General features: G+C 66.7%; 23 protein-coding genes. 7 read left to right on the forward strand and 16 right to left on the reverse strand.

The features are described 5' to 3' along the window. Window position 1 precedes the first annotated feature (1 nt). The 4 genes from ACZ522_RS09025 to ACZ522_RS09040 all read right to left on the reverse strand — a co-directional run bounded on the left by ACZ522_RS09025 (window position 2) and on the right by ACZ522_RS09040 (window position 1664). Window positions 2-280, reverse strand: coding sequence for a ubiquitin-like small modifier protein 1 (locus ACZ522_RS09025; RefSeq protein WP_379692725.1), 279 nt, complete (start codon window positions 278-280; stop codon window positions 2-4). 49 nt (window positions 281-329) lie between these two features. Continuing rightward, window positions 330-731 (reverse strand): hypothetical protein, encoded by a 402-nt coding sequence (locus ACZ522_RS09030; RefSeq protein ID WP_379692724.1) that lies wholly within the window; start codon window positions 729-731, stop codon window positions 330-332. A 215-nt stretch (window positions 732-946) separates the two neighbouring features. Then, window positions 947-1243 carry an ArsR family transcriptional regulator gene (locus ACZ522_RS09035; RefSeq protein ID WP_379692723.1) on the reverse strand — a complete coding sequence of 99 codons (297 nt, stop codon included), beginning with the start codon at window positions 1241-1243 and terminating at the stop codon, window positions 947-949. Between the two features lie 133 nt (window positions 1244-1376). Next, window positions 1377-1664 carry a DUF8103 family protein gene (locus ACZ522_RS09040; RefSeq protein ID WP_379692722.1) on the reverse strand — a complete coding sequence of 96 codons (288 nt, stop codon included), beginning with the start codon at window positions 1662-1664 and terminating at the stop codon, window positions 1377-1379. Window positions 1665-1841: 177 nt separating this feature from the next. Between ACZ522_RS09040 and ACZ522_RS09045 the strand changes: the two genes are divergently transcribed. Together ACZ522_RS09045 and ACZ522_RS09050 are read left to right on the forward strand one after the other, a co-directional pair. After that, window positions 1842-2228, forward strand: coding sequence for a hypothetical protein (locus ACZ522_RS09045; RefSeq protein ID WP_379692721.1), 387 nt, complete (start codon window positions 1842-1844; stop codon window positions 2226-2228). Window positions 2229-2280: 52 nt separating this feature from the next. Then, window positions 2281-3600: a WD40/YVTN/BNR-like repeat-containing protein gene (locus ACZ522_RS09050; protein ID WP_379692720.1), complete on the forward strand. Its 1320-nt coding sequence runs from the start codon at window positions 2281-2283 to the stop codon at window positions 3598-3600. Between the two features lie 7 nt (window positions 3601-3607). Here the strand turns inward: ACZ522_RS09050 and arcS are convergent, their stop codons facing one another. After that, the gene (gene arcS / locus ACZ522_RS09055) at window positions 3608-5410 is read right to left on the reverse strand and encodes an archaeosine synthase subunit alpha (RefSeq protein ID WP_379692719.1); all 1803 of its coding nucleotides are present in this window, start codon (window positions 5408-5410) and stop codon (window positions 3608-3610) included. 93 nt (window positions 5411-5503) lie between these two features. Here arcS and ACZ522_RS09060 point away from each other — a divergent pair, with 93 nt between their 5' ends. Beyond that, window positions 5504-5998 carry a pyridoxamine 5'-phosphate oxidase family protein gene (locus tag ACZ522_RS09060; protein ID WP_379692718.1) on the forward strand — a complete coding sequence of 165 codons (495 nt, stop codon included), beginning with the start codon at window positions 5504-5506 and terminating at the stop codon, window positions 5996-5998. A gap of 27 nt (window positions 5999-6025) precedes the next feature. Continuing rightward, a complete protein-coding gene (locus tag ACZ522_RS09065) occupies window positions 6026-6982 on the forward strand; it encodes a Yip1 family protein (RefSeq protein ID WP_379692717.1) in 957 nt (318 codons plus the stop codon). Window positions 6983-7000: 18 nt separating this feature from the next. Here the strand turns inward: ACZ522_RS09065 and tgtA are convergent, their stop codons facing one another. The 3 genes from tgtA to ACZ522_RS09080 all read right to left on the reverse strand — a co-directional run bounded on the left by tgtA (window position 7001) and on the right by ACZ522_RS09080 (window position 10113). Further along, window positions 7001-8488: a tRNA guanosine(15) transglycosylase TgtA gene (tgtA, locus tag ACZ522_RS09070; RefSeq protein WP_379692716.1), complete on the reverse strand. Its 1488-nt coding sequence runs from the start codon at window positions 8486-8488 to the stop codon at window positions 7001-7003. Window positions 8489-8562: 74 nt separating this feature from the next. Further along, window positions 8563-9219, reverse strand: coding sequence for a type 1 glutamine amidotransferase (locus ACZ522_RS09075; protein WP_379692715.1), 657 nt, complete (start codon window positions 9217-9219; stop codon window positions 8563-8565). Between the two features lie 75 nt (window positions 9220-9294). Then, window positions 9295-10113, reverse strand: coding sequence for a CPBP family intramembrane glutamic endopeptidase (locus tag ACZ522_RS09080; protein ID WP_379692714.1), 819 nt, complete (start codon window positions 10111-10113; stop codon window positions 9295-9297). A 178-nt stretch (window positions 10114-10291) separates the two neighbouring features. Between ACZ522_RS09080 and ACZ522_RS09085 the strand changes: the two genes are divergently transcribed. Further along, window positions 10292-11827, forward strand: coding sequence for a sensor histidine kinase (locus tag ACZ522_RS09085; protein WP_379692713.1), 1536 nt, complete (start codon window positions 10292-10294; stop codon window positions 11825-11827). Between the two features lie 13 nt (window positions 11828-11840). Here the strand turns inward: ACZ522_RS09085 and ACZ522_RS09090 are convergent, their stop codons facing one another. From ACZ522_RS09090 to ACZ522_RS09125, 8 genes are all read right to left on the reverse strand, one after another. Then, window positions 11841-12401: an NUDIX hydrolase gene (locus ACZ522_RS09090; RefSeq protein ID WP_379692712.1), complete on the reverse strand. Its 561-nt coding sequence runs from the start codon at window positions 12399-12401 to the stop codon at window positions 11841-11843. A gap of 53 nt (window positions 12402-12454) precedes the next feature. Then, entirely contained in the window at window positions 12455-13735 is a 1281-nt protein-coding gene (locus ACZ522_RS09095) for a hypothetical protein (protein ID WP_379692711.1), read from the reverse strand. A gap of 58 nt (window positions 13736-13793) precedes the next feature. Further along, window positions 13794-14183 (reverse strand): VOC family protein, encoded by a 390-nt coding sequence (locus ACZ522_RS09100; RefSeq protein ID WP_379692710.1) that lies wholly within the window; start codon window positions 14181-14183, stop codon window positions 13794-13796. A 46-nt stretch (window positions 14184-14229) separates the two neighbouring features. After that, complete coding sequence (locus ACZ522_RS09105; protein WP_379692709.1) at window positions 14230-14955, reverse strand: helix-turn-helix domain-containing protein; 726 nt, start codon at window positions 14953-14955, stop codon at window positions 14230-14232. An 82-nt stretch (window positions 14956-15037) separates the two neighbouring features. Next, on the reverse strand, window positions 15038-16132 hold the full coding sequence (locus ACZ522_RS09110; protein WP_379692708.1) for a proline racemase family protein: 1095 nt from the start codon (window positions 16130-16132) through the stop codon (window positions 15038-15040). Beyond that, window positions 16129-16446, reverse strand: a complete 318-nt coding sequence (locus ACZ522_RS09115) for a hypothetical protein (protein WP_379692707.1) — start codon at window positions 16444-16446, stop codon at window positions 16129-16131. Before ACZ522_RS09115 ends, ACZ522_RS09110 begins: the two co-directional genes overlap by 4 nt. Window positions 16447-16448: 2 nt before the next feature. Beyond that, window positions 16449-17852: a sodium-dependent transporter gene (locus ACZ522_RS09120; protein ID WP_464391819.1), complete on the reverse strand. Its 1404-nt coding sequence runs from the start codon at window positions 17850-17852 to the stop codon at window positions 16449-16451. A gap of 313 nt (window positions 17853-18165) precedes the next feature. Further along, complete coding sequence (locus tag ACZ522_RS09125; RefSeq protein ID WP_379692705.1) at window positions 18166-18906, reverse strand: hypothetical protein; 741 nt, start codon at window positions 18904-18906, stop codon at window positions 18166-18168. Between the two features lie 237 nt (window positions 18907-19143). Between ACZ522_RS09125 and ACZ522_RS09130 the strand changes: the two genes are divergently transcribed. Both ACZ522_RS09130 and ACZ522_RS09135 read left to right on the forward strand, forming a co-directional pair. Then, window positions 19144-20949, forward strand: a complete 1806-nt coding sequence (locus tag ACZ522_RS09130) for a DUF4397 domain-containing protein (RefSeq protein WP_464391804.1) — start codon at window positions 19144-19146, stop codon at window positions 20947-20949. A 422-nt stretch (window positions 20950-21371) separates the two neighbouring features. After that, on the forward strand, window positions 21372-22490 hold the full coding sequence (locus ACZ522_RS09135) for a GNAT family N-acetyltransferase (protein ID WP_379692703.1): 1119 nt from the start codon (window positions 21372-21374) through the stop codon (window positions 22488-22490). The last annotated feature ends 66 nt before the right edge of the window (window positions 22491-22556 follow it).

Consider the following 22556-nt stretch of genomic DNA (forward strand, 5'->3'; position numbering starts at 1 on the left):
ACTATCCCCCCGCGACGGGCGGGAACACGCTGAGCGTGTCGCCCGATTCGAACCGCGTCTCCACCCCGTCTTGGTACTCGACGTCCCGTCCGTTTCGGAGCACGTTCACCTGCGAACGGACCCGTCCGTCTTCGAGTAGTTGGCCCGACAGGCCGTCGAACTCCTCTTCGAGGGCGCGGAGGACGTCGCCGACGGTGGCGTCCTCGGCATACTCGCGTTCGATGGTCTTCGAACCGACGGCCTCGCGGAACGTGGCGAAGAACCGTAGCTGTACGTCCATACGCCTCGATGCGTCTCGCCGGGCAAAAAAGGTGCGCGCCGTCGCGCCGTCAGCGCTTTCCGAACCGGATGCCGTCCTCGACGAGGCGGTAGTTTCGCTCGCGGTCGACGTGGTCGGCCAGCCACTCGTGTTCGTTTATCTGCATGATGAGGTCGGCCTGCAGGTTGCGCCACGCGATGGCGTAGATGGGCGATTGCCCCCACGCGCGGAGTTCGGGGACGAACTCGTCGTACGTCTCCATCCGCTCTTCGAGGTGTTCGACGAAATCGACGACGTGACCCGCCGCCTGCGCGTCGCTCTCGGCCTCCGCGACGAGTCGGTTCAGCCGGGATTCGAGGCCGCCGACCGCTCGCTTCATGTCCGCCTCGGCGTTACCCCCGTCTTCGGGGAGCGAGTCGAGTATCTGCTGGGGAACGCCCAGAGAGAGTTCTCGCTCGGAGTCCTCAACCATACGCGACTACTCGGTCCGCCGGATGAAAAAGTCGCGGGACGACCGACGCGAACCGCGGAACCGCGCCGCTGCGTGGCCGGAAAAGCGGAGAAGGTCGATTCGCGCGTTGCTCGTCGTACTAGAGGTGTATACTAGCAGTAGAAGAACGTTGGTGAGAGGGGGTGAAGCTGGCAGTGAGGCCCGTTTGCGGGCGCACGCGGCCGCCGACAGAACGCTTACTCGGTTCGCTCTGCGAGTCGCTCCTCGACGAGTGCGTCGAAGTCGACGCCTTCGGTTCGGTACTTGTCGCGCAGTTCGACCACGACTCGCCCCTTCTCGGTGATCTCGTAGAGCCCGGAGTTCGGCGCGGGACCAACACGCTCCACCAGTCCGTAGTCCGCGAGGATGGGGAGGCGGGTGTTGATGTACGACCGGTTTTTGTCGAGCACGTAAGAGAGGTTGACGGCGGTGTTCCGTCGTCCGTCGGAAAGGGCATCCAAGATGTCGAAATCCGTAGGGACCGCCAGCTTCATACGAGCGAACAATCTCCGTCCGGGGATAAATAGGCCTTGTTTATCTGAGTGTCATGAACGGAAGTTAAACCGCTGAAAAGGGACAATGGCGACAGAAGTGAGGGGCGGAGAGGGGGCGGCGGGCGTCGGCCGGTCAGTCGGCGTCGATTCGTTCGCGTTCGTCGGCGGCGGCGAGAGCGAGTTCCAGATCCTCCACGATGGCCTCGTGGCGGTCGATGGCCTCGCGGATGTGCTCTTTCGCCGACGAGAGGTCGGAGGACTCGTCGTCGCGGTACTGCGCCCGGACGAAGTACGCTTCGAGGGCCCGCGTGGTTTCGGCGTTCGCGGTCAGGAGACTCCGGACCGCGGTCCAGTCGAGAGCGTCCTCGTCGGGGAGTTCTTCGAGGGCGTTGGAGGTCACGTCGCAGGGATGGCTCATCATGTCAACGTGGCATCCCGTTAGTATTTAAATTTTTGACTGTTCAAGGAAATCCGTCGAAGTTCGGGGGTAGAACGGGAAGTTTAGTGTCGGAGTTCCGGCTTAATCGAGGGTTTAGCCGTCGGGGTCGTCCGCGAACGCGCCCACCGCCTCGTCCACGAGGGCGTCGCCGTCCCTCGCGTGCGACGTCGCCGGTCCCCCTCGGAGACCGGACGCTCGCCGTCGCGGGCAACGACCACGCACTCCGTCGATTTCCGTTTCCGGAGTCGGTGGCGAACGCCGCTCTCGTACCACCCGACGCACCTCGTCGCCGGCGCGGAGACGATAGTCCGCGCCGGGTTCGACGACCACGGGAGAGGGAGGGACGCGCGGAGGGGTCGCGTCGGCGCGTACGACCGGAAGACGGGTGAGACGCTGTGGGAACTGACGCTCGATAGTTCCGCAAACGGCCTCGCAGTCGCCGACGGCGTGTACGTCACGCAACGGACGACGTGGCGCGTCGGGGACGACGGGACGCCGATGCGCGGTGCCGACGCCGCCCATCCGACGGTCGTGAAGTTGACCTGAGCGACGGAACCGGCGAAAGCCCTGAAGCGTTCGGGGGCACAACCTCGAAGGGATGACGGATTCCGAGCGCCGAGACGACGGCTTCGTCGCGTTCTACCGCGAGTACACGAAGACGTGGGTCCACGCCCTCGCCACCGTCGCCCTCACGGCGTTCGGGACGCTGACCACCCTCGACCGCCTGTTTGCCGTCGTCGCCATCGCCGCCTACGTCGTCCCGTTGGTCGTGCAGTACCTCCGGTACTCGCCAGAACCGGAGGCGGAGATGGAGGCGGAACCGGAGGCGGCGGACGGGGCAGACACGCGCCCGACTGCGAGAGGCACGGACGAGGCCACGGGGACGAACGGCGGGACGGAGGCGGAGGCGACGGCCGAACAACCGACAGCCGAACGAACCACGGGAGATGCCGCGAGGATGACCGAACCCGCGAGAGCCGGCGATTCCGGACCGGTCGACTCGCTCGATCCGGAGACGCCGGACCCGCCCGCGCCAGACCCCGAGTGGATCGCTATCGACGCTGCGACGGACGAAACGCTGTTCGACGCCGCGATAGCGGGCGACGACGCCTACGCCGTCGGGTCGGGGGGCGTCGTCGTCGCCGGGTCCGGTACCGACGACTGGCGCGTCGTCCTCCCGGACGGCCCCGGCGCGGGCGGGAACGCGCTTCGCGGCGTCGATTCGACCCCCGGCGGCGTCTGGGTCGCGGGCGACGGCGGCGCAGTCGGTCGGGTGGACCCCGAGACGGGCCGGCACGTCGATTACTCCCCCCCGGACGGCGACACGTCGAACGTGACGGCCGTCGCCGCGGCGGGGGGACCAGGCGACGAGACGGTTCTCCTCGCCGACGGGTCCGGGCGAATCCGCCGAGGGTACTATCGGGACGGAGAACTCTCGTGGGACGACCCGGTGAAACCCGGTAGCGGGTCGAGCGTCGCTGGCGTCGTCCTCCTCGACGGCGGGGTGGGATTCCTCTGCGACACGAACGACGGCGCGTACCGGACGGGAGACGGCGGGCGGACGTTCGAGTCGGTCGGTCCCGTCGGGGCGGACGGAACGCTCACCGACGCGGCGGCGACCGGACCAGAAACGTGCCTCGTTGCCGCCGACGACGGCGCGATACACCGGTACGGCGGGACGACGTGGACGCCCGAACGACTCTGCGAGGAGTCGGTCACCGCGCTCTCTTCGGACGGGAACGGAGCCGTCGCCTGCACCGCGGACGGCGCGGTGTACGAGCGGTTCGGCTCGAACGGGTGGGAGAGAGTCGAGACGGCGGCGTCGGCGTCGCTCCGAGGCGTCGCGGTCGGTGGAGAGACTGCCGTCGCCGTCGGCGACGAGGGAAGGGTCGTCGAACGCCGCGCGGGTTCGAGGTGAAAACAGGCTACTTCTCTTCGACGTGGCGAACCTCGACGGCGACGCCGCGTGTGCTCTCGGCCATCTCCCGGCCGAACATCTCCGCGCGGCCGACGGCGAACGCCTTCGGCCCCTCGACGACGACTTCGTCGCCGACGCGGATGTCGTCGTCCGCGTCCACGACGCCCGGCGCGAGGACGCTCCCGTGCGGCGCGAAGTTGTCTATCTCGACTCGCTTGGTGGGCGCGTCCGACTCCACCCACGTCTTCGCGCCGCGGAGGGTGAAAGAGAGGACGCCGTACTGCGGCACCATCGTCGCGAGTTGTTCGCCCTCGCCGTCTCGGACCTGCAGCTTGGGGTAGCGACTCGTCATCGACACGTCCGCGTCGGCGAACAGTTGGTCGCCCGCGCCCGGTCCGAACTGGTAGTCCGCGAGGGCCTTGACGGTGTTGTGCTCTCGCTCCCGCTTCGAGTACTTCAGTTCGCCGTCGAGGGCGGACATGAGGTTCGAGATGGACTCCGTCGTCGTCGGGTGGTCCTCGACGGTGTACTCGAACGGCACGTCCACCTCCGCCTCGACGCGTTCGCAGATGTCGCGGTAGCCGTGGTCGGGCACGTGCGCGATGACGCGCGGGTAGTCGTTTCGCTCCAGATATCGCCGGAGGACCGTCGCGACGAACTGCTTCTCGTCCTCGGACCACCGACCGGTCACCACGGAGTCGTAGTGTTGCGCCGGGTAGGTGAGTTCGAGTTCCTGCGGGACGACGCCGATGGGAGAGGTCATCGAGGCGAGGTGACCGCGGAACTGGATGGCGTCGTGGAACTGCCCGTGACTCTGCGACTCGCTGTAGGGCTTCTTCGCCGAACAGGGGACCAACACGAGCGGATTCCGGAAGCGGTTCTCGTACCGCGTCGTCACGCGTTCGGCGAACCGCTGAATCTCGACGCGGCGGACGGTGTCGGAGGTGGCCGCCGAGAGTTCGGCGTTGCGGATGAGGGGCGTTCGCTCCTCCATGTAGCCGTACTGCTGGTCGAACTCGCGGAACGCCGCCGTGAGCCACTGGTCGTGGCGGGCCTGCCCCTCGACGTAGTCGCGGAGGCGGCCGTCGCGGACGCGGCGGCGAACCGTCGCCAGTTCCGTCCGGAGGGCGTTCACGTTGTGTTCGGCGCAGTCCGCGCGGGTGAACTCCTCGCGGGGCGTCCGACACGCCGAACAGGGGCAGGGGAGTTCGTCCAAGTCTTCGAGGAAGTACTCGTTCTCGCCGGTGAGGTAGAACCCCTCTCGTCCCTTCACGCGGGCGAGTTTCGAATCGAGGAGGTCCACGCCGGCGTAGACGAGGGTGGCGGCGTTCCGCGGGGTGGCGACGCCGGAGAGGTAGAGGGCGGTGTCGGCGGGCGTCGCCTCCTTCAGGGCGCGAATCTCCTCCTCGAAGGCGGCGGCGTGGCCGACGAACCCCTGCGCGTCGGCGACGACGTACGCGTCCGCGCCGTAGTTGTCGGCCGTCTCGGCGGTGACGACGGCGGCGTGCGGGTAGTCCACGTCGGGGAACTCCACGGCGAACGACTCCTGCACGCGTTCGTCCGTCCCGGCGGGGAACGCCCGGTGGGGGAGGACGGTCAACGCGTCTTCGGACCCCTCGGGGACCTCCTGCTGTGCGGCCCAGAGACTGCCCGCGTCCTCGACGTACCCCTCGCGAGACTGCGTCTCGCGGGCTTCCGAACGCGGTTCGGAGACGTCCACGAGGGCGGGCGTCGTGACGGGGTCCGACAGGCGAAGTTCGCCGATGCGGGCGGCCCCGTCCCGCGAGTGAACCTCGAAATACTCGGTCATGGGTCGGAGTCGGCCGCGGAGCGTGAACTATCTTCCTTTCTCCGGCGACCGGCACCTCGCGGTTTTTTCCACCTGCCGTCCGTACGAACGGGCGTGAACCTGACCGGCCCGTGGTCGGAGTCCGAGGCGGCCGAGTACCTCCGCGAGGCGACGGTTCCGGTCCGAATCTCCTGTCGGACGCCCGAGGGCCACCCGTGGATGCTGTCGCTCTGGTACGAGTGGACCGAGACCCCCGACGGAACGCCCGAACTGCGCTGTGCGACCGGTGCGGACGCCGACGTGGTTCGCTACCTCCGGAACGACCCCGAGGTGGCGTTCGAGGTGTCCGAGAACGACCCACCGTACCGCGGCGTCCGCGGGCGGGGGACAGCGACCGTCGAACCCGACGAGGGGAAGGCGCTCCTCCGGTCGTTGCTGGAACGATACCTCGGCGGCACCGACAGCGAACTCGGCGACCGACTGCTCTCGGACGACCGCGAGGAGGTGCGCATCCGCGTCACCCCCGAACGACTGCACGCGTGGGACTACACGGCCCGAATGCGGAACGTGGGCGCGGAGGACGACGCGGAAGGTAGTAAGAAAGACTGATAGTTCGCACCGAGAGACTGTCGAGGGATGTCAGCCCTCCCCGACCCTCTCGTCCGACTGTTCCTCCCGTTCCGCGCCGACGAACCCGCGAACCCGACGCTCGCCGCAGTCGTCGTCTTCGCCGTCGCCGTCCTCGTCGGGTGGAGCGTCGCCGCCACCGCCCCCGTCTTCGAGACGCACGTCTCCGGTACCACGACGGTTGACAACCCCGAACGTCCCGCGGACGTGTTCTGCGAGGACGACTTCTTCGACGCCGAGGGGTGCGACGAACCGAAGACGATTCAGAAGGAACTCGCACCTCACGCCGCGAAGACGGCGACGAACCTCGTCCTCTCCTTCGGCCTCGCCGTCCTCCTCGGGTGGCCCGTCGCCGCGGCGACCCTCTGGACGCTCACCGGCGCGTCGGAGGCGTCCGGGACGTTCGGCGACGTTCTCGCGGGGACGGGGTGGGCGTTCGTCCCGTTCCTCCTCCCCGCGGCGGCCCGCCCGTCCCTCGTCGAACGCGCCGCCCGGACGTTCGACTTCCCGGAAACGCTCGACGGCGTCGCCGCCGCCGTCCGGTCGATTCTCGTCGGGTTCCAGAGCGAACCGCTCACCGCCCTCTCGCTCGTCGCCCTCGCGTGGTCCGCGTACGTCTTCGCGGGGGTGGCCCGGCAGGTGCGCGGCGTCTCGCGCGGGCAGGCCGTCGCCGCCGCCCTCGGGCCGGCGATACTGCTTGTACTCCTCTCCGCCGTCAGGAGCTCGTTCGGACCGATGCCCGCGGAAGCGGTCGGCTACGGGGTCCTCTTCGGCCTCTTGGGAACGCCGTTCCTCGTCGCGCCGCGGGAGATGATAGAGTTCGACAAGCAGTTCGAACTCGTCGGCTTCAGGAACACCCGGTCGGTCGAACCCGAGGAGTGGTACGTCTCGCTCCACCGTTTCGGCGGACTCGCGTTGGTGGGGGTGGGCTACTTCGTCGCCGGCGGCCCGGCGCTCTTGGTCTGAGACGCCGGCGGCGTCCCCTTAGTCGTCGGACGGCACGCGGCCGAGCGGTTCTGCCGTCACCGAGTCCGGAACCCGCGCGAGGGCCGTCTCGGGCCACCCGTCGTGCGCGAGGACGAACTCCGTCTCGGGGTGCGACTCGACGAGGCGCGCGACGCCCTCGGCGGCCATCTCGTACGCCGCGCGGTCGGTTCGCTCGGGCACCTCGGCGGTGAGCGGGTACGTCTCCGAGAGGGCGCGCGGGAACGGCCCGAACGGCGGGACGACGCGCCACGAGGCGTCGAACCGGTCGCCGGAGGCTTTCCCGCCCTCCGTGAGGAGCACTCGTCCCTCCGCTTCGAGGCGTTCGAGGCGTTCGTGGTGTCGAACCACCTCGGGACGGCGAGCGCTCTCCGAGGAGAGGTAGAAGAACGACCCCTTAGAGGCGGGGTCCTCACGTTCGAGTTGTTCGGCGTGGTCCAAGAGGGCGCGGTAGCCGTCGAGCATCGCGGGGTGTGACCGGGCGCGTTCCTCCACGAGTTCGAGGAGTTCGCCCGCGCGAATCGCCTGCTTCACGCGGCGAATCTCCGCGAAGGAGACGTGCAGGTTGTGTTCCGCGAGCAGTTGCTCCCGTTCCTCCCCCTCCGTCTCGCGGAGTTCCTTCGGCGAGTATTCGGAGCAGACGGCGCACGAACAGGGGAAGTAGTCGAGTTCGTCGAGGTGTTCGGTGCCGTGGACGGTGAGGTAGCGACCGTCGCGGGCGTAGAGGGCGTAGGCGGCCGAATCGAACAGGTCGCATCCGAGGGCGACGGCGAGGGCGAACATCATGGGGTGGCCCGCGCCGAACAGGTGCACCGGCGCGTCCGCGCCGAGTCCGCGCTTGGCGGCGGCGACGGCGTCCACCATGTCGTCGTAGCGGTAGGCGTTCATCAGCGGGACCACCGCGCCGACGGGGAACACGTCCAAGTCCGTCGCGTCGGCGGTCCGGCCGGCGCGTTCGCGCAGGTCCGGGTACGTCGACCCCTGCACGGGCGCGTTGACGAGCATCTCGCCCGTCTCGGCGTCCTCGGCGTCGCGGAGGGCCTGCTCCGTCACTTCGAGTTCGCGTTCGGCGCGTTCGCGCGACACGTCCGGCGGCGTCGGGATGTCGACCGGCGTGGCGATGTCCGTCCCGATGTCGCGTTGGAACTGCAGAATCTGGTTCGTCGTCACGTCGATGTCGCCGTACTCCGCGAGTTGGAACGACCCCGAGTCGGTCATTATCGCGCCGTCGAAGTCGAGCATCTCGTGGAGGCCGACTTCGAGGGCCTCCTCGCGGAGGTGGTCGTTCGTCTTGATGATGTAGGAGTTGGTGATGAGAATCTCCGCGTCGAACTCCGATTCGAGTCGGGCGGGAGAGACCGTCACGATGTTGGGGTTGACGACCGGCAGCAACGCCGGCGTCTCCACCGTCACCCCCGCGCGGGGGACGGTCAGTTCGCCGATTCGACCGGCGACGTCCCCGTCGCGTATCTCGAAGTGGTCGCGCATGGGTGGGCTTTCCCGGGCGCGTTGCTAAGAGTTGCGTTCGGCCGGCACGGCGGAACGGCCGGGCGAAATGCGACTCACTCGTCCGCCGACGCTTCGACGATCGACAGGAAGTTCTCGAAGACGCGCGCCGCGTTCACGTCCTCGAACCGCAGGTCGGACTCCTCCCACCCGAAGTCGTCCTCCAACCGGCCCCGGAGTCCGGGGGTGAACTCGGGGTGGAACTGAACGGTCCAAAGCGGCGCGTCGCGGTGTCGCGTGCCGAACGCGCGGTAGTAGTCCGCCGATGCGATGATCTCCATCCCGTCGCCGACGCTCGTCACGGCGTCGCCGTGGACGGCGGGGACGACGGGCGAGACGCCCTCGAAAAGCGGGTCGTCGGCGAACTCAACTTCGACCAGTCGGGCCGTGGTGCCGACGCTCTCGACCGCGCCGCCGAGGGCGTGGTTGGCGAGTTGGTGGCCGAAGCAGACGCCGAGCGTCGGAATCCCCCGTTCGACCGCCTCCGCGAGCAGTCGCCGTTGCTCGTCTATCCACGGGCGGTCCGTCCGTTCGTAGACGCCCGCGGTGCTCCCCGTGAGGACGAGTCCGGCGGCGCGGTCCAAGTCGGGGCGTTCGCCGGCCGGAAAGTCCACCTCGCGGGCGTCGGGGAAGTTCCCCGAGAGGGCGTCGCAGTGGTACTCGTACTCCGAGTGCACCTCGTTGCGGACGACGGCTATCTGTGGCGAACTCACGTCGGAACGGGGTACGGGTCGGCGAGGAAAAACGGTACGGGTGCGCGCACCGGACTTCGAGAACCGGACGGGCGGTCAGAACAGCAGGAAGCCGCCCTGCGGCATGGAGTCGGCGAACTTGATGCCGAGGTAGAGAATCGAGAACAGCGTCGCGTTGTAGATGCCGTGGGTCAACGCGGGGACGACGATGTTGTCCGTCAGTTCGTACACCGTCCCGAAGACCAGCGTCGGAAGCACGAGCACGGAGATGGTGACGAGTCGCGCCGAGGGCGCGCCGATGAGCGACGTGTAGTGTATCGCCGCGAAGATGAGGCTCGCGAAGGGGATGGCGATGACCGGGGAGAACACCTCGCGGAGGCGGCGTTGGACGACGCCGCGGAACAGCAACTCCTCGCCGGGACCGATGATGAGTATCGCCGCGGGGATGAGTATCAACAGCACCTCGGGGTTCTCGAATCCGGTCTGCGCCGCCTGATTCTGCGCCGTCTGGACGCCGAGCGTCGTCACGACGTACGAGGCGGAGATGGCGAGGCCGAACGCGCCGAGGAACCCGACGGCGACGAAGACCAGATCGCGGAACGTCGGGACGCGGACGCCGACCCACGACCAGCCGTACCCCCGATATCTGAGGTACGCGGCGGCGACGCCGCCGAATCCGACGCCGGTGGCGAGGACCAACGAGAGGACGATGGCCAGCAACGGTGTTATCTCGACGCCGAGAACCCTCAACCCGAGTGCGCCAGCGATGACCAGAACCGAGCCGAGGGCGATGCCGACGAACGCCATGAGGAGGGCGACGACGACGGCGCGAATGGAGCTCCCCGACGGGTCCGTCGGGCCCGAATCGTCGTCGAGGCCGGATTCCGGAGTCTCCGTGGAAGGTTCCGAGGACACACCCCGTCTTCGTTCTCATCTGTCAAAATGGTTCGTTTTCGGGAGGGTGACGCCGCACGTCTCTCCGCCTTCGTATCGAACTCGCGACGACTCCGAGGCGTCGAACCCCCGTCCCGAGGGTTCTCCGGCCGCCGGCGGGTAGGAGAGGGCTTATCTTGGTCTCGTGAATACATACCCCGTGACCACTCCAAACGATCTGCCGGGGTCCGGCGGAGAGCTCGTCCCCCTCCCCGATATTCTCTCGCTCCTGACCCGGGCGGAGTTCGGATTCGTCCAACTCACCCCGGACGGAGATATCAGCGTCGTCAACGACGCGTTCGCGGATCTGTCCGGTTACAGCCGGGACGAGCTTCTGGGAACTTCGTTTACGAGCTACCTCGCGACCGTCCCGTCGCCTCTCGAATCGCTGTTCAGACGGGAGTCCGAGGCCGGCGAACCGGCGAGTTCGGTGCTGCCCCTCGAAACCGCGGACGGCGACATCCTCGTCTGCAAAGCGCAACTCGCGGCCGTCCGCGAGGAAGACGCGGTCATCGGCCTGTTCACTCCGCAGTCGGACCGCGAGTCGGAGAGTCCGCAGTTGAACCCGGAACACGACGACGAAACCGCCGCGAAGGCGTTCATCGCCCTCGCGGACTCGCTCTCCGACGGCATCATCGTCCTCGACACGGCGAGCCGAATCCAGTACGCGAACCCGGCGGTCGAAGATATCCTCGGCTACTCCTCGGAGGAACTCGTCGGCGAGAGCAAACTGAGCATCATCCCCGAGCGTCTCCGAGAGGCCCACCTGTCGGGTCTCAACCGATATCTCGAAACCGGCGAGCGGAACATCGATTGGCGGTACGTGGAACTCCCCGGCCAACACGAGGACGGCCACGAGGTTCCCCTCGGCATCTCGCTGAACGACTTCTTCTTCGAGGGGAACCGCTACTTCGTCGGGCTGTTCCGGGACATCTCGGAGCGGAAGGAGGTCGAACGGGCCCTCCGCGAACGCGAACGGCAGTTAGAGGAGTTAGTCGAGAAGTTAGAGGAGTCGAACGAACGGTTAGAGCAGTTCGCGTACGCGGCGTCTCACGACCTGCAGGAACCGCTCCGGATGGTCACCAGCTACCTCTCGCTCGTCGAACGGCGGTACGGCGACGAACTGGACGAGGACGGCGAGGAGTTCCTCGAGTTCGCCGTCGACGGCGCAGAGCGGATGCGCGAGATGATCGACGCACTGTTGGAGTATTCGCGCGTCGATACGCAGGGCGACCCGCTCGAACCGACCGATCTGAACGAGGTGCTCGCGGACGTCCGAACCGACCTCACGGTGAAAATCGAGGAGACGGACGCCCGAATCGAGTCCGAGGAACTGCCCCGCGTTCGGGGCGACGACAACCAACTGCGACAGCTGTTCCAGAACCTGTTGGACAACGCGCTCACCTACACCGGCGAGGAACCGCCGCGCGTGGAGATCACCGCCGAACGAGACGGCGAGGAGTGGATACTCTCGGTCAGCGACAACGGGGTCGGCATCGACCCCGAGGACACCGACCGGGTCTTTCAGGTGTTCCAGAGCCTCCACACCCGCGAGGAGGGCGGCGGAACGGGCATCGGGTTGGCGCTCTGCAAGCGCATCGCGGAACGCCACGGCGGCGACATCAGGGTCGACTCGGAACCCGGCGGAGGGACGACGTTCTCGGTTTCGCTTCCGGCGGCGTCCGACGACGGTTGAGACCCGCGCCGACTCAGCGCGACCGGTCGGCCAGTTCGTACCGGGAGAGGCCGACGACGGCGCGGCCGTCGCGGAGTTCGCCGTCTACGGCCGCCGCGAGAAGTTCGTCGTACGCTTCGACGGAGACGCGGATGCTCTCGTTGAAGTCGAGTTCCTGTTCCGCGGTCGGTTCGCAGTCGCGCGCGACGAAGAAGTGGTGGACGCTGTCGAGCAGGCCGTTGGCGGGTTCGACCGTACAGAGGCGTTCCACCTCGTCCGCTTCGTACCCCGTCTCCTCGGCCAGTTCGCGCCGCGCGGCGACGGTCACGTCGTCGTCCTCGGGCTCTACGGTCCCCGCGGGGAGGCCGCGACTGACGCGGCCGACGGCCTGCCGCCACTCCTCGATGACGACCACGTCGCCGTCGGGCGTGAACGGCAGGACGACCACCGCGGGCGGTTCCGACACGTAGTGGAAGTCCGTCTCCGTCCCGTCGGGCAGCACCATCTCGTCCCGACGAACGTCGAACCCCGGACAGGAGTAGTCCACCGCGGAGTCCGTCGTCTCCCACGCCAACTCGTCTGCGTCGTCGGTCATGGCTCCGCCTCCGAGCGGCGGGTGCAAAAAAGCGCGTGGTCGTCGTCGCCGCCTCAGTCGCGGACGGTGCCCCAGACGACGAGACCGACGCCGGCGAGGACCGCGAGGAGGGAGACGAGGGAGACGGCGACGTGGAGTTCGGTGAACCAGAACGGTACTTGCAGGCCGGTCTGAACGACCATCAGGAGGAAGGACAGCACTGGAATCTTCCCGTCGCCCGCGGCACCGTCCCCGTTATCCGCGTAGGAGACGCCGCCGACGGTTTCGCCCTCGGGGAGCCGTTCCGCCTCGTAGGGGACCTGCGGCGTCTTGTAACTCCAGACCACCTGTCCCGACTCGTTCACCTCGACGACGCGCTGGTTGAGCGAGTCGGTGATGAGGGTGTTGCCGTTCGAGAGGCGGTCGGCGTCGCGCGGCCAACTGAACGGGACGCCCTCGGCGGAGTACAGCGCCCACGCCTCCTCCCACTCGCCCGTCTCCTCGTTGCGGTGGAGTTCGACGATGCGGTCGTTGTGGCTGTCGGCGACGAGCACGGACCCGTTACCGAGCCACTGGGGGTTGTGCTGTTGGCGCAGGAGCGTCGGGTCGCCCTTCCCGTCTCCGTCCTCGTCTTTGTTTATCACTTCGACGACGCCCTCGCCGCGTTCGACGACGAGGAGTTGGTGGGCGTTACGGACGGAGACGAGGTACCGGTCCTCGCCGATGACGTCCACGTCGTTGATGTGGAGCCAGTCGGTCTTCGTCGGGTCGGCGGGGGCGTCGTACTGCGAACTCGCGTTCCACTGCCACGTCACCTCGCCGTTCTTCACGGTGAAGATGCGCTCGTACTCCATGTCCGTCACGAGGAACTCCCCGGAGGGGAGCAGTTCCACGTCGTGGACTTCGCTGTTCACGCGCGTCCGCACCGGGAAGGAGTACTCGTAGACGACTTTGGGTTCGGCGCTCGCGTTGTCGGCGTTCGGGTCGATGACGCGGAACCCGGTGTGCGTGCAGGGGGAGTCGTAGGGGCCGCACTCCTGATACCCCGAGTCCATGAACCCCGCGAGGACGCTCCCGTTGTCGAGCATCGTCACGTCGAAGTAGCTGTCCGTGTCGTCGGCCCGCCACGCCGTTTTCTTTCCTTCGAGCAGGTAGACCGACCCTTTCTCGTGCAGTCCCGGCCCGCCGCCCTGCGACCCGACGAGCGTCCGTTGGGACCCGTCGCCGCCGGACGCGGAGCCGACTTCCGGCGCGAGAGCCGCGCTGACGCCCAGCGACAGGACGAGGAGGAGGACGCCGAAGACGGCTAACGCCGCCCCCGCCCGCCGCGGCGAGGAGGGGAGAGATGGTGCCATGAGTTAGGTATCTCAATCGGATGGGCGACGAAAAAGCGTTCGGAACCGCCGGCGACCGTCAGGCGACTTTCAGTTCGAGCGTGTAGCCGAACGGGTCCGTCACGTAGACGGCGGGGTTCGTCCCCGTCGCGCCCAGCGGTTCGAGTTCGCGGTCCACCTCGATACCCGCCGCGTCGAGTTCGGCTTTCAGCGACTCGACGTCCGCTGAGACGGTCACCGCGAGGTGGTCGAAGTTCGTCGCCGCCGGAGGTTCGAAGTCCGGGTCCGGTTGGACGTGGACGACGTGGGTGGGGGTGAGGCGGACCGAGAAGAACGGTTTCTCGCCCGACTCCAACAGGTCGAGGTTCTCCACGTCGAGGCCCAAGCCGTCGCGGTAGAACGCCACCGCCTCCTCGACGCCGTCCTCGGGGATGTGAAGATTCGCGTGGTCTATCGCTTCGACGTCCATGCCGGGCGTTCGTCCGGCGGGGTGAAAACGGTCACCCCGCCGTTCGCTACGAGAGGGCTCCCGTGTCGGGGTTCAGCAGCTTCGCCTCGGCCTTGCGGAGGTGTTCGAGCAGCGTCGTCTTCGAGATGTCCAGTTCCGCCGCGAGTTCGCGGGCCGAGATGCCGCGCGGCCAGTCGTAGTAGTCCCGCTTGCGCGCCAACTCGAACACCTCGCGTTGCCGCCCGGACAGTTCGTCGGTCCGCCACGTCGCGGCATCGACGCCCGCGTCAGCGCGGGTTATCTTCGTCACGGTGATGTCGGCGTTCGTCTCCTCGCGCACTGCGTCGAGTCGCCGCCGAACCCCCTCCCGGTCGTCGTCCACGAACAGCGACCAGTACTCCCGGCCGTCGAACACCCGAACCGGCGCGGACTGCACGAAGTCGTTGGCGATGAACACGTCGCTCATGCTGTTTTCGGGGTCGTACTCGACGAACAGTTCCCGCGAGGTGTTGCCCGGCGGCGTCCGCCCCCTGAAGTCGTGACGACGCTGCATCTCGACGACGGAGTGCGTCAACGGCGACTGCTCCGCGGCCGCGACGAGTTCGTCCACGGCCGCCGTCGTGTCGCCGTACGCCGTGAAGTGCCCCTTCACCCGGTCGTTCGCCGCGTTGAACACGGTGTGGGCGAGCAAACCGGCGGGCGTCTCCTCCGTCACCTCCAGCGTCCAACAGTTCGGATGCCAGATCTCCAGCGTCAGGCGCGATCGACTCCCGTGCAAGTCATCCACAGGCATAGTGGTGAATATCGTCGGCGAGTCACGAAAACAGTTGCGACGGCGCGAGTGCGTCCGTCGCTCGGCGGTCGGCGGTCGACGGTCAGCGCCCGGCGACGCTGAACCCGCCGAGCGTGTCGTCCGGGTGGACGAAGAACGTGTGCTCGCCGGTGACGTAGGCGCGCCCGCGCACCTCCGGCGTCGTCACCGTCACGCCGTCGCGTTCCTCGGCGTCGCGCAGTCGGCCCGTGAACCGCGACCCGACGACGCTCTCGTGGGCGTACCGTTTGCCCACGTCGAGCTTCCCCCGTTCGTGGAGGAGCGTCATCTTCGCGCAGGTACCCGTCCCGCACGGCGACCGGTCCACCGACCTGTCGCCGAACACGACGAACGTCCGGTCGGCGTCATCGGACTGTGTCCGATGGGCAGTCGAGCTCTGCTCGACTACGTCGCCGGGGTTCCCTCGGCGGCCCGACGGACCCCGTCCGTCGGCGTCGCGGCCCGACTCGTAGAACTCCGTCAACGAGACGCGGGCGGGGTCCCCCGTGAGCGGATTGACGACGTCTAGCTGGTCGTTCGCCGCCGCGCGGATTCGGAGTCCGAGGTCGATCAACTCCCCCGCGTCGTCCGCGCCGACGGACGGTTCGACCGCCGCCGCGTCCACCATCGCGAAGAAGTTGCCCGCGTACACCACGTCCACGGGTATCGCCAGGTCGCCGCGGTCGGTTTCGACGGTGACCGTCGCCTCCTCGGCGACGAACGACCGGACGTTCTGCACCGCGACGCTCTCGACCCGGCCGTCTTCGACGGTCGGTCTGGCGGTGACGACGCCGGCGGGCGTCTCGACGCGGAGTTCGGGTTCGGGGGCCAGTTCGCCGCGTTCGACGAGTGCGGTGACGACGCCCATCGTCCCGTGGCCGCACATGTCGAGGTAGCCGCCGCCGTCCATGAAGAAGAGGCCGAAGTCGGCCTCCTCGGCCCGCGGCGGGACGCGAACCGCGCCGAACATGTCGTCGTGGCCGCGGGGTTCCTTCATCAGGAGTTCCCGGACCTCGTCGTGCGTCTCGGCGAAGGCGTCTCGCTGGGCGGCGACGCTCCCGCCCTCGAACGCCGACCGGTCGAGGCCGTCCGTGATGAGGCGGGTCGGTTCGCCGCCGGTGTGCGTGTCGAGCGTCTCGAATCGGGTACCCGCGGTCATAGTTTTTCGAGCGATTCGACCTCTTTCTCGTCCCAGTCGTAGAACGGTTCGTCGATGCTCCGAAGCGCGTCCACGCACTCGTTGTGCCGGCGCACCGCCTCGCTCCTGAGGGGGTCGTCGGGGTTCGACCGTATCCACGACCGCAGTTCCGCCAGTCCGCGCGGCGAGTACGTGTCGATGCGGTCCTGCCTCTTCAGCAGTTCGAGCTTCCGGTCTTCGTCTCGAAGCGACTTGACCAGCGAGACGCTGGCAGTACCCATCAGCACCGCTATCGATGCGAGCATGACCGTCCACGTGACTATCGTGAGCGCCATCTTCAGTTCCCTCCGTCGGTCGCTTTCGGGACCGACTCCGTTCGGCTGTCCACGAACTTCATCAGGACCGTGCTGACAGCCAGCAACGCGAGCATCAGGGCGATGCCCCCGAACATGAGCAGTTCGTTCTCGGTGCCGAGACTCGTCACCGCGCCGTACGCCATGATGAACACCATCACGACCGGGATCACGTACTTGATGATGCCGTTCCACCACGACCCGACGAACATGTCGGAGTTGCGGTTGAGTTCGAGGACGCGCATGCGTTCAGCCCCGAACTTCCACCCGACGAGGCCGATTATCGCCAGTGTCGCGAGCGGAAGTCCCCAGTTACCGAACACGAAGTCCATCTGCCCGAGGAACTCCGAGGAGTATGCGCTGGGGATGCCCAGAAGCCAGATGAGGAGCGACACCGCCGCGACGGTCTGTCGGCGGTCCAAGCGCGTCTCCTCGGCCACCGTCGTCACGCCCACCTCGGTGATGCCGAGTCCGGAGGTGAACGTGGCGAAGAAGAAGCCGAGGAAGAAGGCCATCGCCCAGATCTGACCGCCGACGAGTTCGGGGAACACCTGCACGAGCGAGATGAACATCAGGTTCGCGCCCGCCGTCGGTTCGAGACCGAACGCGAAGACGACGGGGAAGACGGCGAAGATGGCCAAGAGGCCGATGCTGGTGTTCCCGATGGCGGTGAACACGCCCGCCCCGAGGGGCACGTCGTCGTACTTCCGGAGGTAGCTTCCGTAGGTGAGGGCGATGCCCCACCCGAGACCGGTCGAGAAGAGCGCTTGTCCGAGTGCGGCCACCCACGTGTCACCCTGCACGAGGTACTGCCAGTCCGGCGTGAACGCGAACGCCAGACCCTGCATGCCGCCGTCGAGGGTGACGCCGCGGATGGCGATGGCGACGAGGGCGATGACCATGAACGGGATCATCCACTTCACGACGCGTTCGATGCCCTGCCGGATGCCGAACAGGAGGACGCCGCCGATGGCCGCCACCGTCACGGTGTGCATCCCTATCATCAGTAGCGGCGACCCGGCGAACGACTCCCAGAACGCCGTCGCGTCGAACCCCGGTTGGAAGAAGGTCAAGAGCAGAGAGTGGACGGCGTAGTACAACGCCTGCCCGATGATGGGCGCGTAGTACGACATCAACGCGATGTTGACGAGGACGACGACGAGGGAGACCCCCCGGAACCGACTGTCGCCCGCGACCTGTTTGAACGACCCGATGACTCCCTTCTGGGTGTACCGCCCGAGCGCAGTCTCGGCCATCAACCCGGGGACGGCGATGAGAAACAGCAACAGGACGTAGGCGAGGAGGAACGCCCCGCCGCCGTTCTGGCCCGTCGTGAACGGCATGCGCCAGATGTTCCCGGCGCCCACCATCGCGCCGACCATCGCCATGAGGAACCCGAATCGACTCCCCCACTCCTCTCGTGCGGTTCGCGCGTTGTTGTCTGCCATTGTATCACACACGCATACGACTGCGGGAAATCCCACTATAGGGATGCCCTATCATGGACGGTGGTGTCGGAGTTGAAGAACGTGGCTGAATCGGCTCGGGATGCCGGCGGAGGGGGGAGACCGTCGACTGGGACTTGTAATTACTACTCTGCGCGGGCGTACGTGGTGAAATAACATAGCATGGTCGCGGCGCGGTCGGTCCGTTCGCGGGGGTCCCGCCGCAGAACTGCGGTCGGCGGCCGGACCGGCGGCGTCAGTCGTCGCCGTCGCCGCCGAGACTCACCGTCGCGAGGTCGGACTCGAGTTCCTCGACGTGGTCGTTGTACGCCTCCACGAACCCCGCGAAGTCGTCGGTGAGGCGGCGAACGTCGGGTGCGGAGGGCGGTTCGTACTGCGAGAGGAGGTAGATGCCGCCCTCGCCGCCGACGCGGAGGTACGACGCCCGGCCGTCCTCCCACTTCAGTTCCCACCGCGTCCCCGACACCGTCGTCGCGAACGACCCGTAGTTCGTGCCCTCGTAGCGGTACAGTTCCGAGGCGATGGCGTCCGAGACATCCCGGATGCGCCCGACGATTCTGTCCCGTTCGGCGACGACGGTCTCCGTGGAGACGGCCTCGGGGAACTCGTCGGGAACGTCGTCTAAGACGCCGTCAAGGGACTCGACGTGGTCGTTGTACGCCGCCACGAACGCGTCATAGTCCGTCATCGCGCGGGCGAGTTCCTCGGGGTCCGGCGGGTGTTTCGTCGAGACGACGTACGTCTCGCCGCCCGAACGGCCTTCGTACCGGAGATACTGCAGGTCGCCGCCCTCGTACTTCACCGTCCACGACCCCTTGTCGGTCTTGAAGGTGGACTGCCCGTAGTCGCCGCCCTGAAGCAACGCGAGTTGCCGCGCGATCTGTCCCGCGTGGTCCGTCACCCACGAGACTACCTCGTCTCTGTGGGAAACAACGTCATGGGCGTCGGTAACATCGAACTCAGGTCCCTCGTTCATCTACTATCCCTAGCCGCGGGACGGGTATAACGCCTCTGTCGAACGATCGTTAACGCGGAATGAACCGCCGCCGTCTGTCGATTAGAACGGTCAGAAACAGTTACCATCCTTGCATGTGTATTTACCACTATTAGAGAACGAACATATTACAATAGTGTATTTATTGCAATACACTTCAACAATCCGCCAACGCGTATTTTAGGCAGACACGAATAAGGACTGCCTGCACGACAACCTATGTCCCGAACAACCAGACGGTCACTATTGAAGACACTTGGTGTCGGAGGTACAGTATTCGCGTTCGGTGCCGGTGCGGGCTACGCACAACAGAGCGGACAGAGCGGTACGGAGAACGGAAGCAGTCCGTTCCCCCCGAGCGAGAACACGGCGCTCGTTCGCGCCATTCACGCGTCGCCGGACGCGCCTGCGGTCGATGTCTACATCGACGGCCAGCAGGTCGCGCAAGGCGTCCAGTTCGGAAACATCACCGGCTATCTGGACCTCTCGCCGGGCGAGGTGCAGGTTCAGGTGTATCCGTCGCAGGACGGCGGCCAAGGCGGCAACCAGACGACGACCGGTGGCGCTCTCGGCAACGAAACGGGCGCCAGTAACCAGACGAACGCGACTGGCACCGGCCTGAGCAACGAGACGAACGCGACCGGCACCGGCAACGAGACGAACGTGACCGGCACCGGCAACGAGACGAATGCGACCGGCCTGAGCAACGAGACGAATGCGACCGGCCTGAGCAACGAGACGAATGCGACCGGCCTGAGCAACGAGACGAATGCGACCGGCCTAAGCAACGAGACGAACGCGACCGGCCTAAGCAACGAGACGAACGCGGGTTCCGCGTCACAGACGCCGTCCACGGAGCCTCTCCTCGACGAGAGCTTCAGCGTGGAAGGTGGCCAGAGCTACACCATCGCGGCCGCCGGCCGATCCCAGGATATCAAGGCGCTCGTCTTCGAGGACACCCCCGAGGGTGAGCAGACGCAGGACGAGCAGGACGCGAACACGGACACCGCGCTCGTTCGCGCGGTCAATCTCTCGCCCGACGCGGGCGTCCTCAAGGTGCGCGCCAGCAGCTACGTCGTCGGCGGCGCGATAGAGAGCGAGGAAGCGAGCAACTACGCCACCATCCAGGCCGGCAACACGCAAGTCGAGGTGCTCCAGACGGGCAGCGCCGACCCGATCGCCACCGCCAACTACCAGTTCGAGGCGGGCGAGCGGTACAACCTGTTCCTCGTCGGGATGGTCGACCCCGAAAGCGCGGCGCAAGCCCAGGGCGGCCTCGTTAACCAGTCCAGCACCGGCAACGAGACGGCCGTCGGCAACGAGACGGGCGTGATGAACGAAACTGGCGTCAACGCCACGAACGAAACTGGCATCAACGCCACCAACGAAACCGGCATCAACGCCACGAACGAAACTGGCATCAACGCCACGAACGCCACCAACGAAACTGGCGTCAACGCTACGAACGAAACTGGCGTCAACGCTACGAACGAAACTGGCGTCAACGCCACCAACGAAACTGGCGTTAACGCTACGAACGAAACCGGCGTTAACGCTACGAACGAAACCGGCGTTAACGCTACGAACGAAACCGGCGTCAACGCCACCAACGAAACCGGCGTCAACGCTACCAACGAGACGACCGTCGGCAACGAGACGGCCGTCGGCAACGAGACGACCGGCACGCAGGCGCAGGGTGCCGGCAGTCAGACGCAGGTGGCCGAGTTCCAAATCGTCGGCGTTCAGGACAGCGACGGAACCATCCTCAAAGAGTCGGAGCAACAGACTCCCAGCGCCGACGATCTGTTGCCCATCGACCTGAGCGGTGGTAACGACACGGCCCAGAACGGTACGAGTCAGAACGCCACGGCCACGAACGACACGGCCACGAACGACACGGCCACGAACGACACGGCCGCCAACGCCACGGCCGAAAACGGCACGACCACGAACGGTACGACCGAAAACAGCACGCTCACGAACGGCACGGCCACCGAGACGGGCAACACGACGACGAGCAGCTAACGACGCGACGACGAGGCTCCGGCGGAACGCGTACCGACCGGCATCACGGAGGTTGGTGACCTCCGAAAACGGGGCATAGTGGGCTCGACCCGGCGGCGCGGACCGACGTCCGCCGCCGTCGGGGACGACGGGCCCACGGGAGCGCACGGGTGATTCTTCTCGCCGTATCTCGCCGACTCCACGGAGCGTCGAGATCGATCGGTCCGTTCGAGGAGCGGTAAATTCGTCCGATGGTGAAATACGAGATGCCGAGTGTTTCAAGCATTTATACTACAGATCCGCTCGTATCTAGCGATTATCACGTAAGTTATTAGACAGTAAATCCCGTTATCGCGCAGGTAACAAGGTGGCCGTGCGGCGGGCGTGTAGAGAGACGGCCGCACCGGCGAACGAGGACGTGCTGGGCGGTAGTATCTTCAACCATGACTAGCTCGAGAAAGCGGAGTAAACTGTCGGACGGGGAAGACGCCTACGCCGTCCGACCGTATCGGTCGGGAGACAGAGAAGGATTCCTCTCGCTTTACGACACCGTCTTCGGTGCGACCAGCGAGGAGTGGTTCCGCTGGAAGTACGTGGACAACCCCTACGCGGACCGAACGCCGATGTACGTGGCAGAGCGCGAGGGAGAGATCGTCGGCGCGTCGCCGTTCTTCGCTCTCCGGGTGCAGGTGGGCGGGGATTCGGTGTTGGCGCTGCAGCCCGCCGACGCGATGGTCCACCCCGACCACCGACGGCGGGGCCTCCTGACCCGGATGACCGAGGCGGCGATAGACGACTACGAAGCCGGCGACCCGGCGATGTTCTTCAACTTCCCCAACCCGACCGCGAAGGGGGCGTTCACGAAACTCGGTTGGGTCGAGGTGGGAGACGTGACGACGCACTACCGCGTTCAGAACCCGGCGAACCTCACGCCGACCGAGAGCGCGTTCAACCGACTGACCGCTCCGGGGACGGCACTCGCGCGGGCGTACTTCTCCGTCCGGGACCGCCTCGTCCCCGAGGAGACCGAACGGGTGACGGTGAACCGGTGCGACGAGATACCCGCCGCCGAGTTCGCGGCGTTGTACGCCGAGGACCCTCCCGATGAGATACACGTCGTCCGCGACGAACGCTTCTGCCAGTGGCGGTACGAGAACCCGAAGTGGGAGTACACCTCCTACCTCGCCCGGCGCGACGGCGACCCGGTCGCCGGCCTCGTCGTCGGAAACCGCACCTCGGACGGGACGTGGATAACCAAGTTGGTCGACGCCGTCCCGTGCTCCGACGAAATCGGGGCGAAGGCGTTGTCCCGCCTCGTCCACCGGGCCATCGACGACCACCGCGACGCCGACCTCGTCGGCGCGTGGGACGGAACGCTCCCCGACGGCGTCCTCGAACGGTTCGGCTTCCGCCCCGACGACCACTTTCCGCTCTCTCGGGTGTCGACTCGGACCGCCGTCGTCGCCCGGGGGTTAGAAGACGACACGGACGCCCTCCGCGGCGTCGAACTCGACGACCGGACGAACTGGCGGTTGATGTTCGCCGGGAAAGACACCTGCTAACAGCCGGGTCGGTGTTCCTAGGAGTTTAGGCGCGGTGTACTTCCTCGTCCGTTATAGAACGGATAG

The sequence above is a fragment of the Halopelagius fulvigenes genome (assembly GCF_055398025.1).

Coding starts and splice junctions, on each gene's coding strand:
- ACZ522_RS09025 (WP_379692725.1), bottom strand. CDS start 280: ATGGACGTACAGCTACGGTTCTTCGCCACGTTCCGCGAGGCCGTCGGT.
- ACZ522_RS09105 (WP_379692709.1), bottom strand. CDS start 14,955: ATGCCTGTGGATGACTTGCACGGGAGTCGATCGCGCCTGACGCTGGAG.
- ACZ522_RS09130 (WP_464391804.1), top strand. CDS start 19,144: ATGTCCCGAACAACCAGACGGTCACTATTGAAGACACTTGGTGTCGGA.
- ACZ522_RS09115 (WP_379692707.1), bottom strand. CDS start 16,446: ATGGCGCTCACGATAGTCACGTGGACGGTCATGCTCGCATCGATAGCG.
- ACZ522_RS09100 (WP_379692710.1), bottom strand. CDS start 14,183: ATGGACGTCGAAGCGATAGACCACGCGAATCTTCACATCCCCGAGGAC.
- ACZ522_RS09090 (WP_379692712.1), bottom strand. CDS start 12,401: ATGACCGACGACGCAGACGAGTTGGCGTGGGAGACGACGGACTCCGCG.
- tgtA (WP_379692716.1), bottom strand. CDS start 8,488: ATGCGCGACCACTTCGAGATACGCGACGGGGACGTCGCCGGTCGAATC.
- arcS (WP_379692719.1), bottom strand. CDS start 5,410: ATGACCGAGTATTTCGAGGTTCACTCGCGGGACGGGGCCGCCCGCATC.
- ACZ522_RS09050 (WP_379692720.1), top strand. CDS start 2,281: ATGACGGATTCCGAGCGCCGAGACGACGGCTTCGTCGCGTTCTACCGC.
- ACZ522_RS09125 (WP_379692705.1), bottom strand. CDS start 18,906: ATGAACGAGGGACCTGAGTTCGATGTTACCGACGCCCATGACGTTGTT.
- ACZ522_RS09065 (WP_379692717.1), top strand. CDS start 6,026: ATGTCAGCCCTCCCCGACCCTCTCGTCCGACTGTTCCTCCCGTTCCGC.
- ACZ522_RS09040 (WP_379692722.1), bottom strand. CDS start 1,664: ATGATGAGCCATCCCTGCGACGTGACCTCCAACGCCCTCGAAGAACTC.
- ACZ522_RS09030 (WP_379692724.1), bottom strand. CDS start 731: ATGGTTGAGGACTCCGAGCGAGAACTCTCTCTGGGCGTTCCCCAGCAG.
- ACZ522_RS09110 (WP_379692708.1), bottom strand. CDS start 16,132: ATGACCGCGGGTACCCGATTCGAGACGCTCGACACGCACACCGGCGGC.
- ACZ522_RS09095 (WP_379692711.1), bottom strand. CDS start 13,735: ATGGCACCATCTCTCCCCTCCTCGCCGCGGCGGGCGGGGGCGGCGTTA.
- ACZ522_RS09035 (WP_379692723.1), bottom strand. CDS start 1,243: ATGAAGCTGGCGGTCCCTACGGATTTCGACATCTTGGATGCCCTTTCC.
- ACZ522_RS09120 (WP_464391819.1), bottom strand. CDS start 17,852: ATGGCGATGGTCGGCGCGATGGTGGGCGCCGGGAACATCTGGCGCATG.
- ACZ522_RS09135 (WP_379692703.1), top strand. CDS start 21,372: ATGACTAGCTCGAGAAAGCGGAGTAAACTGTCGGACGGGGAAGACGCC.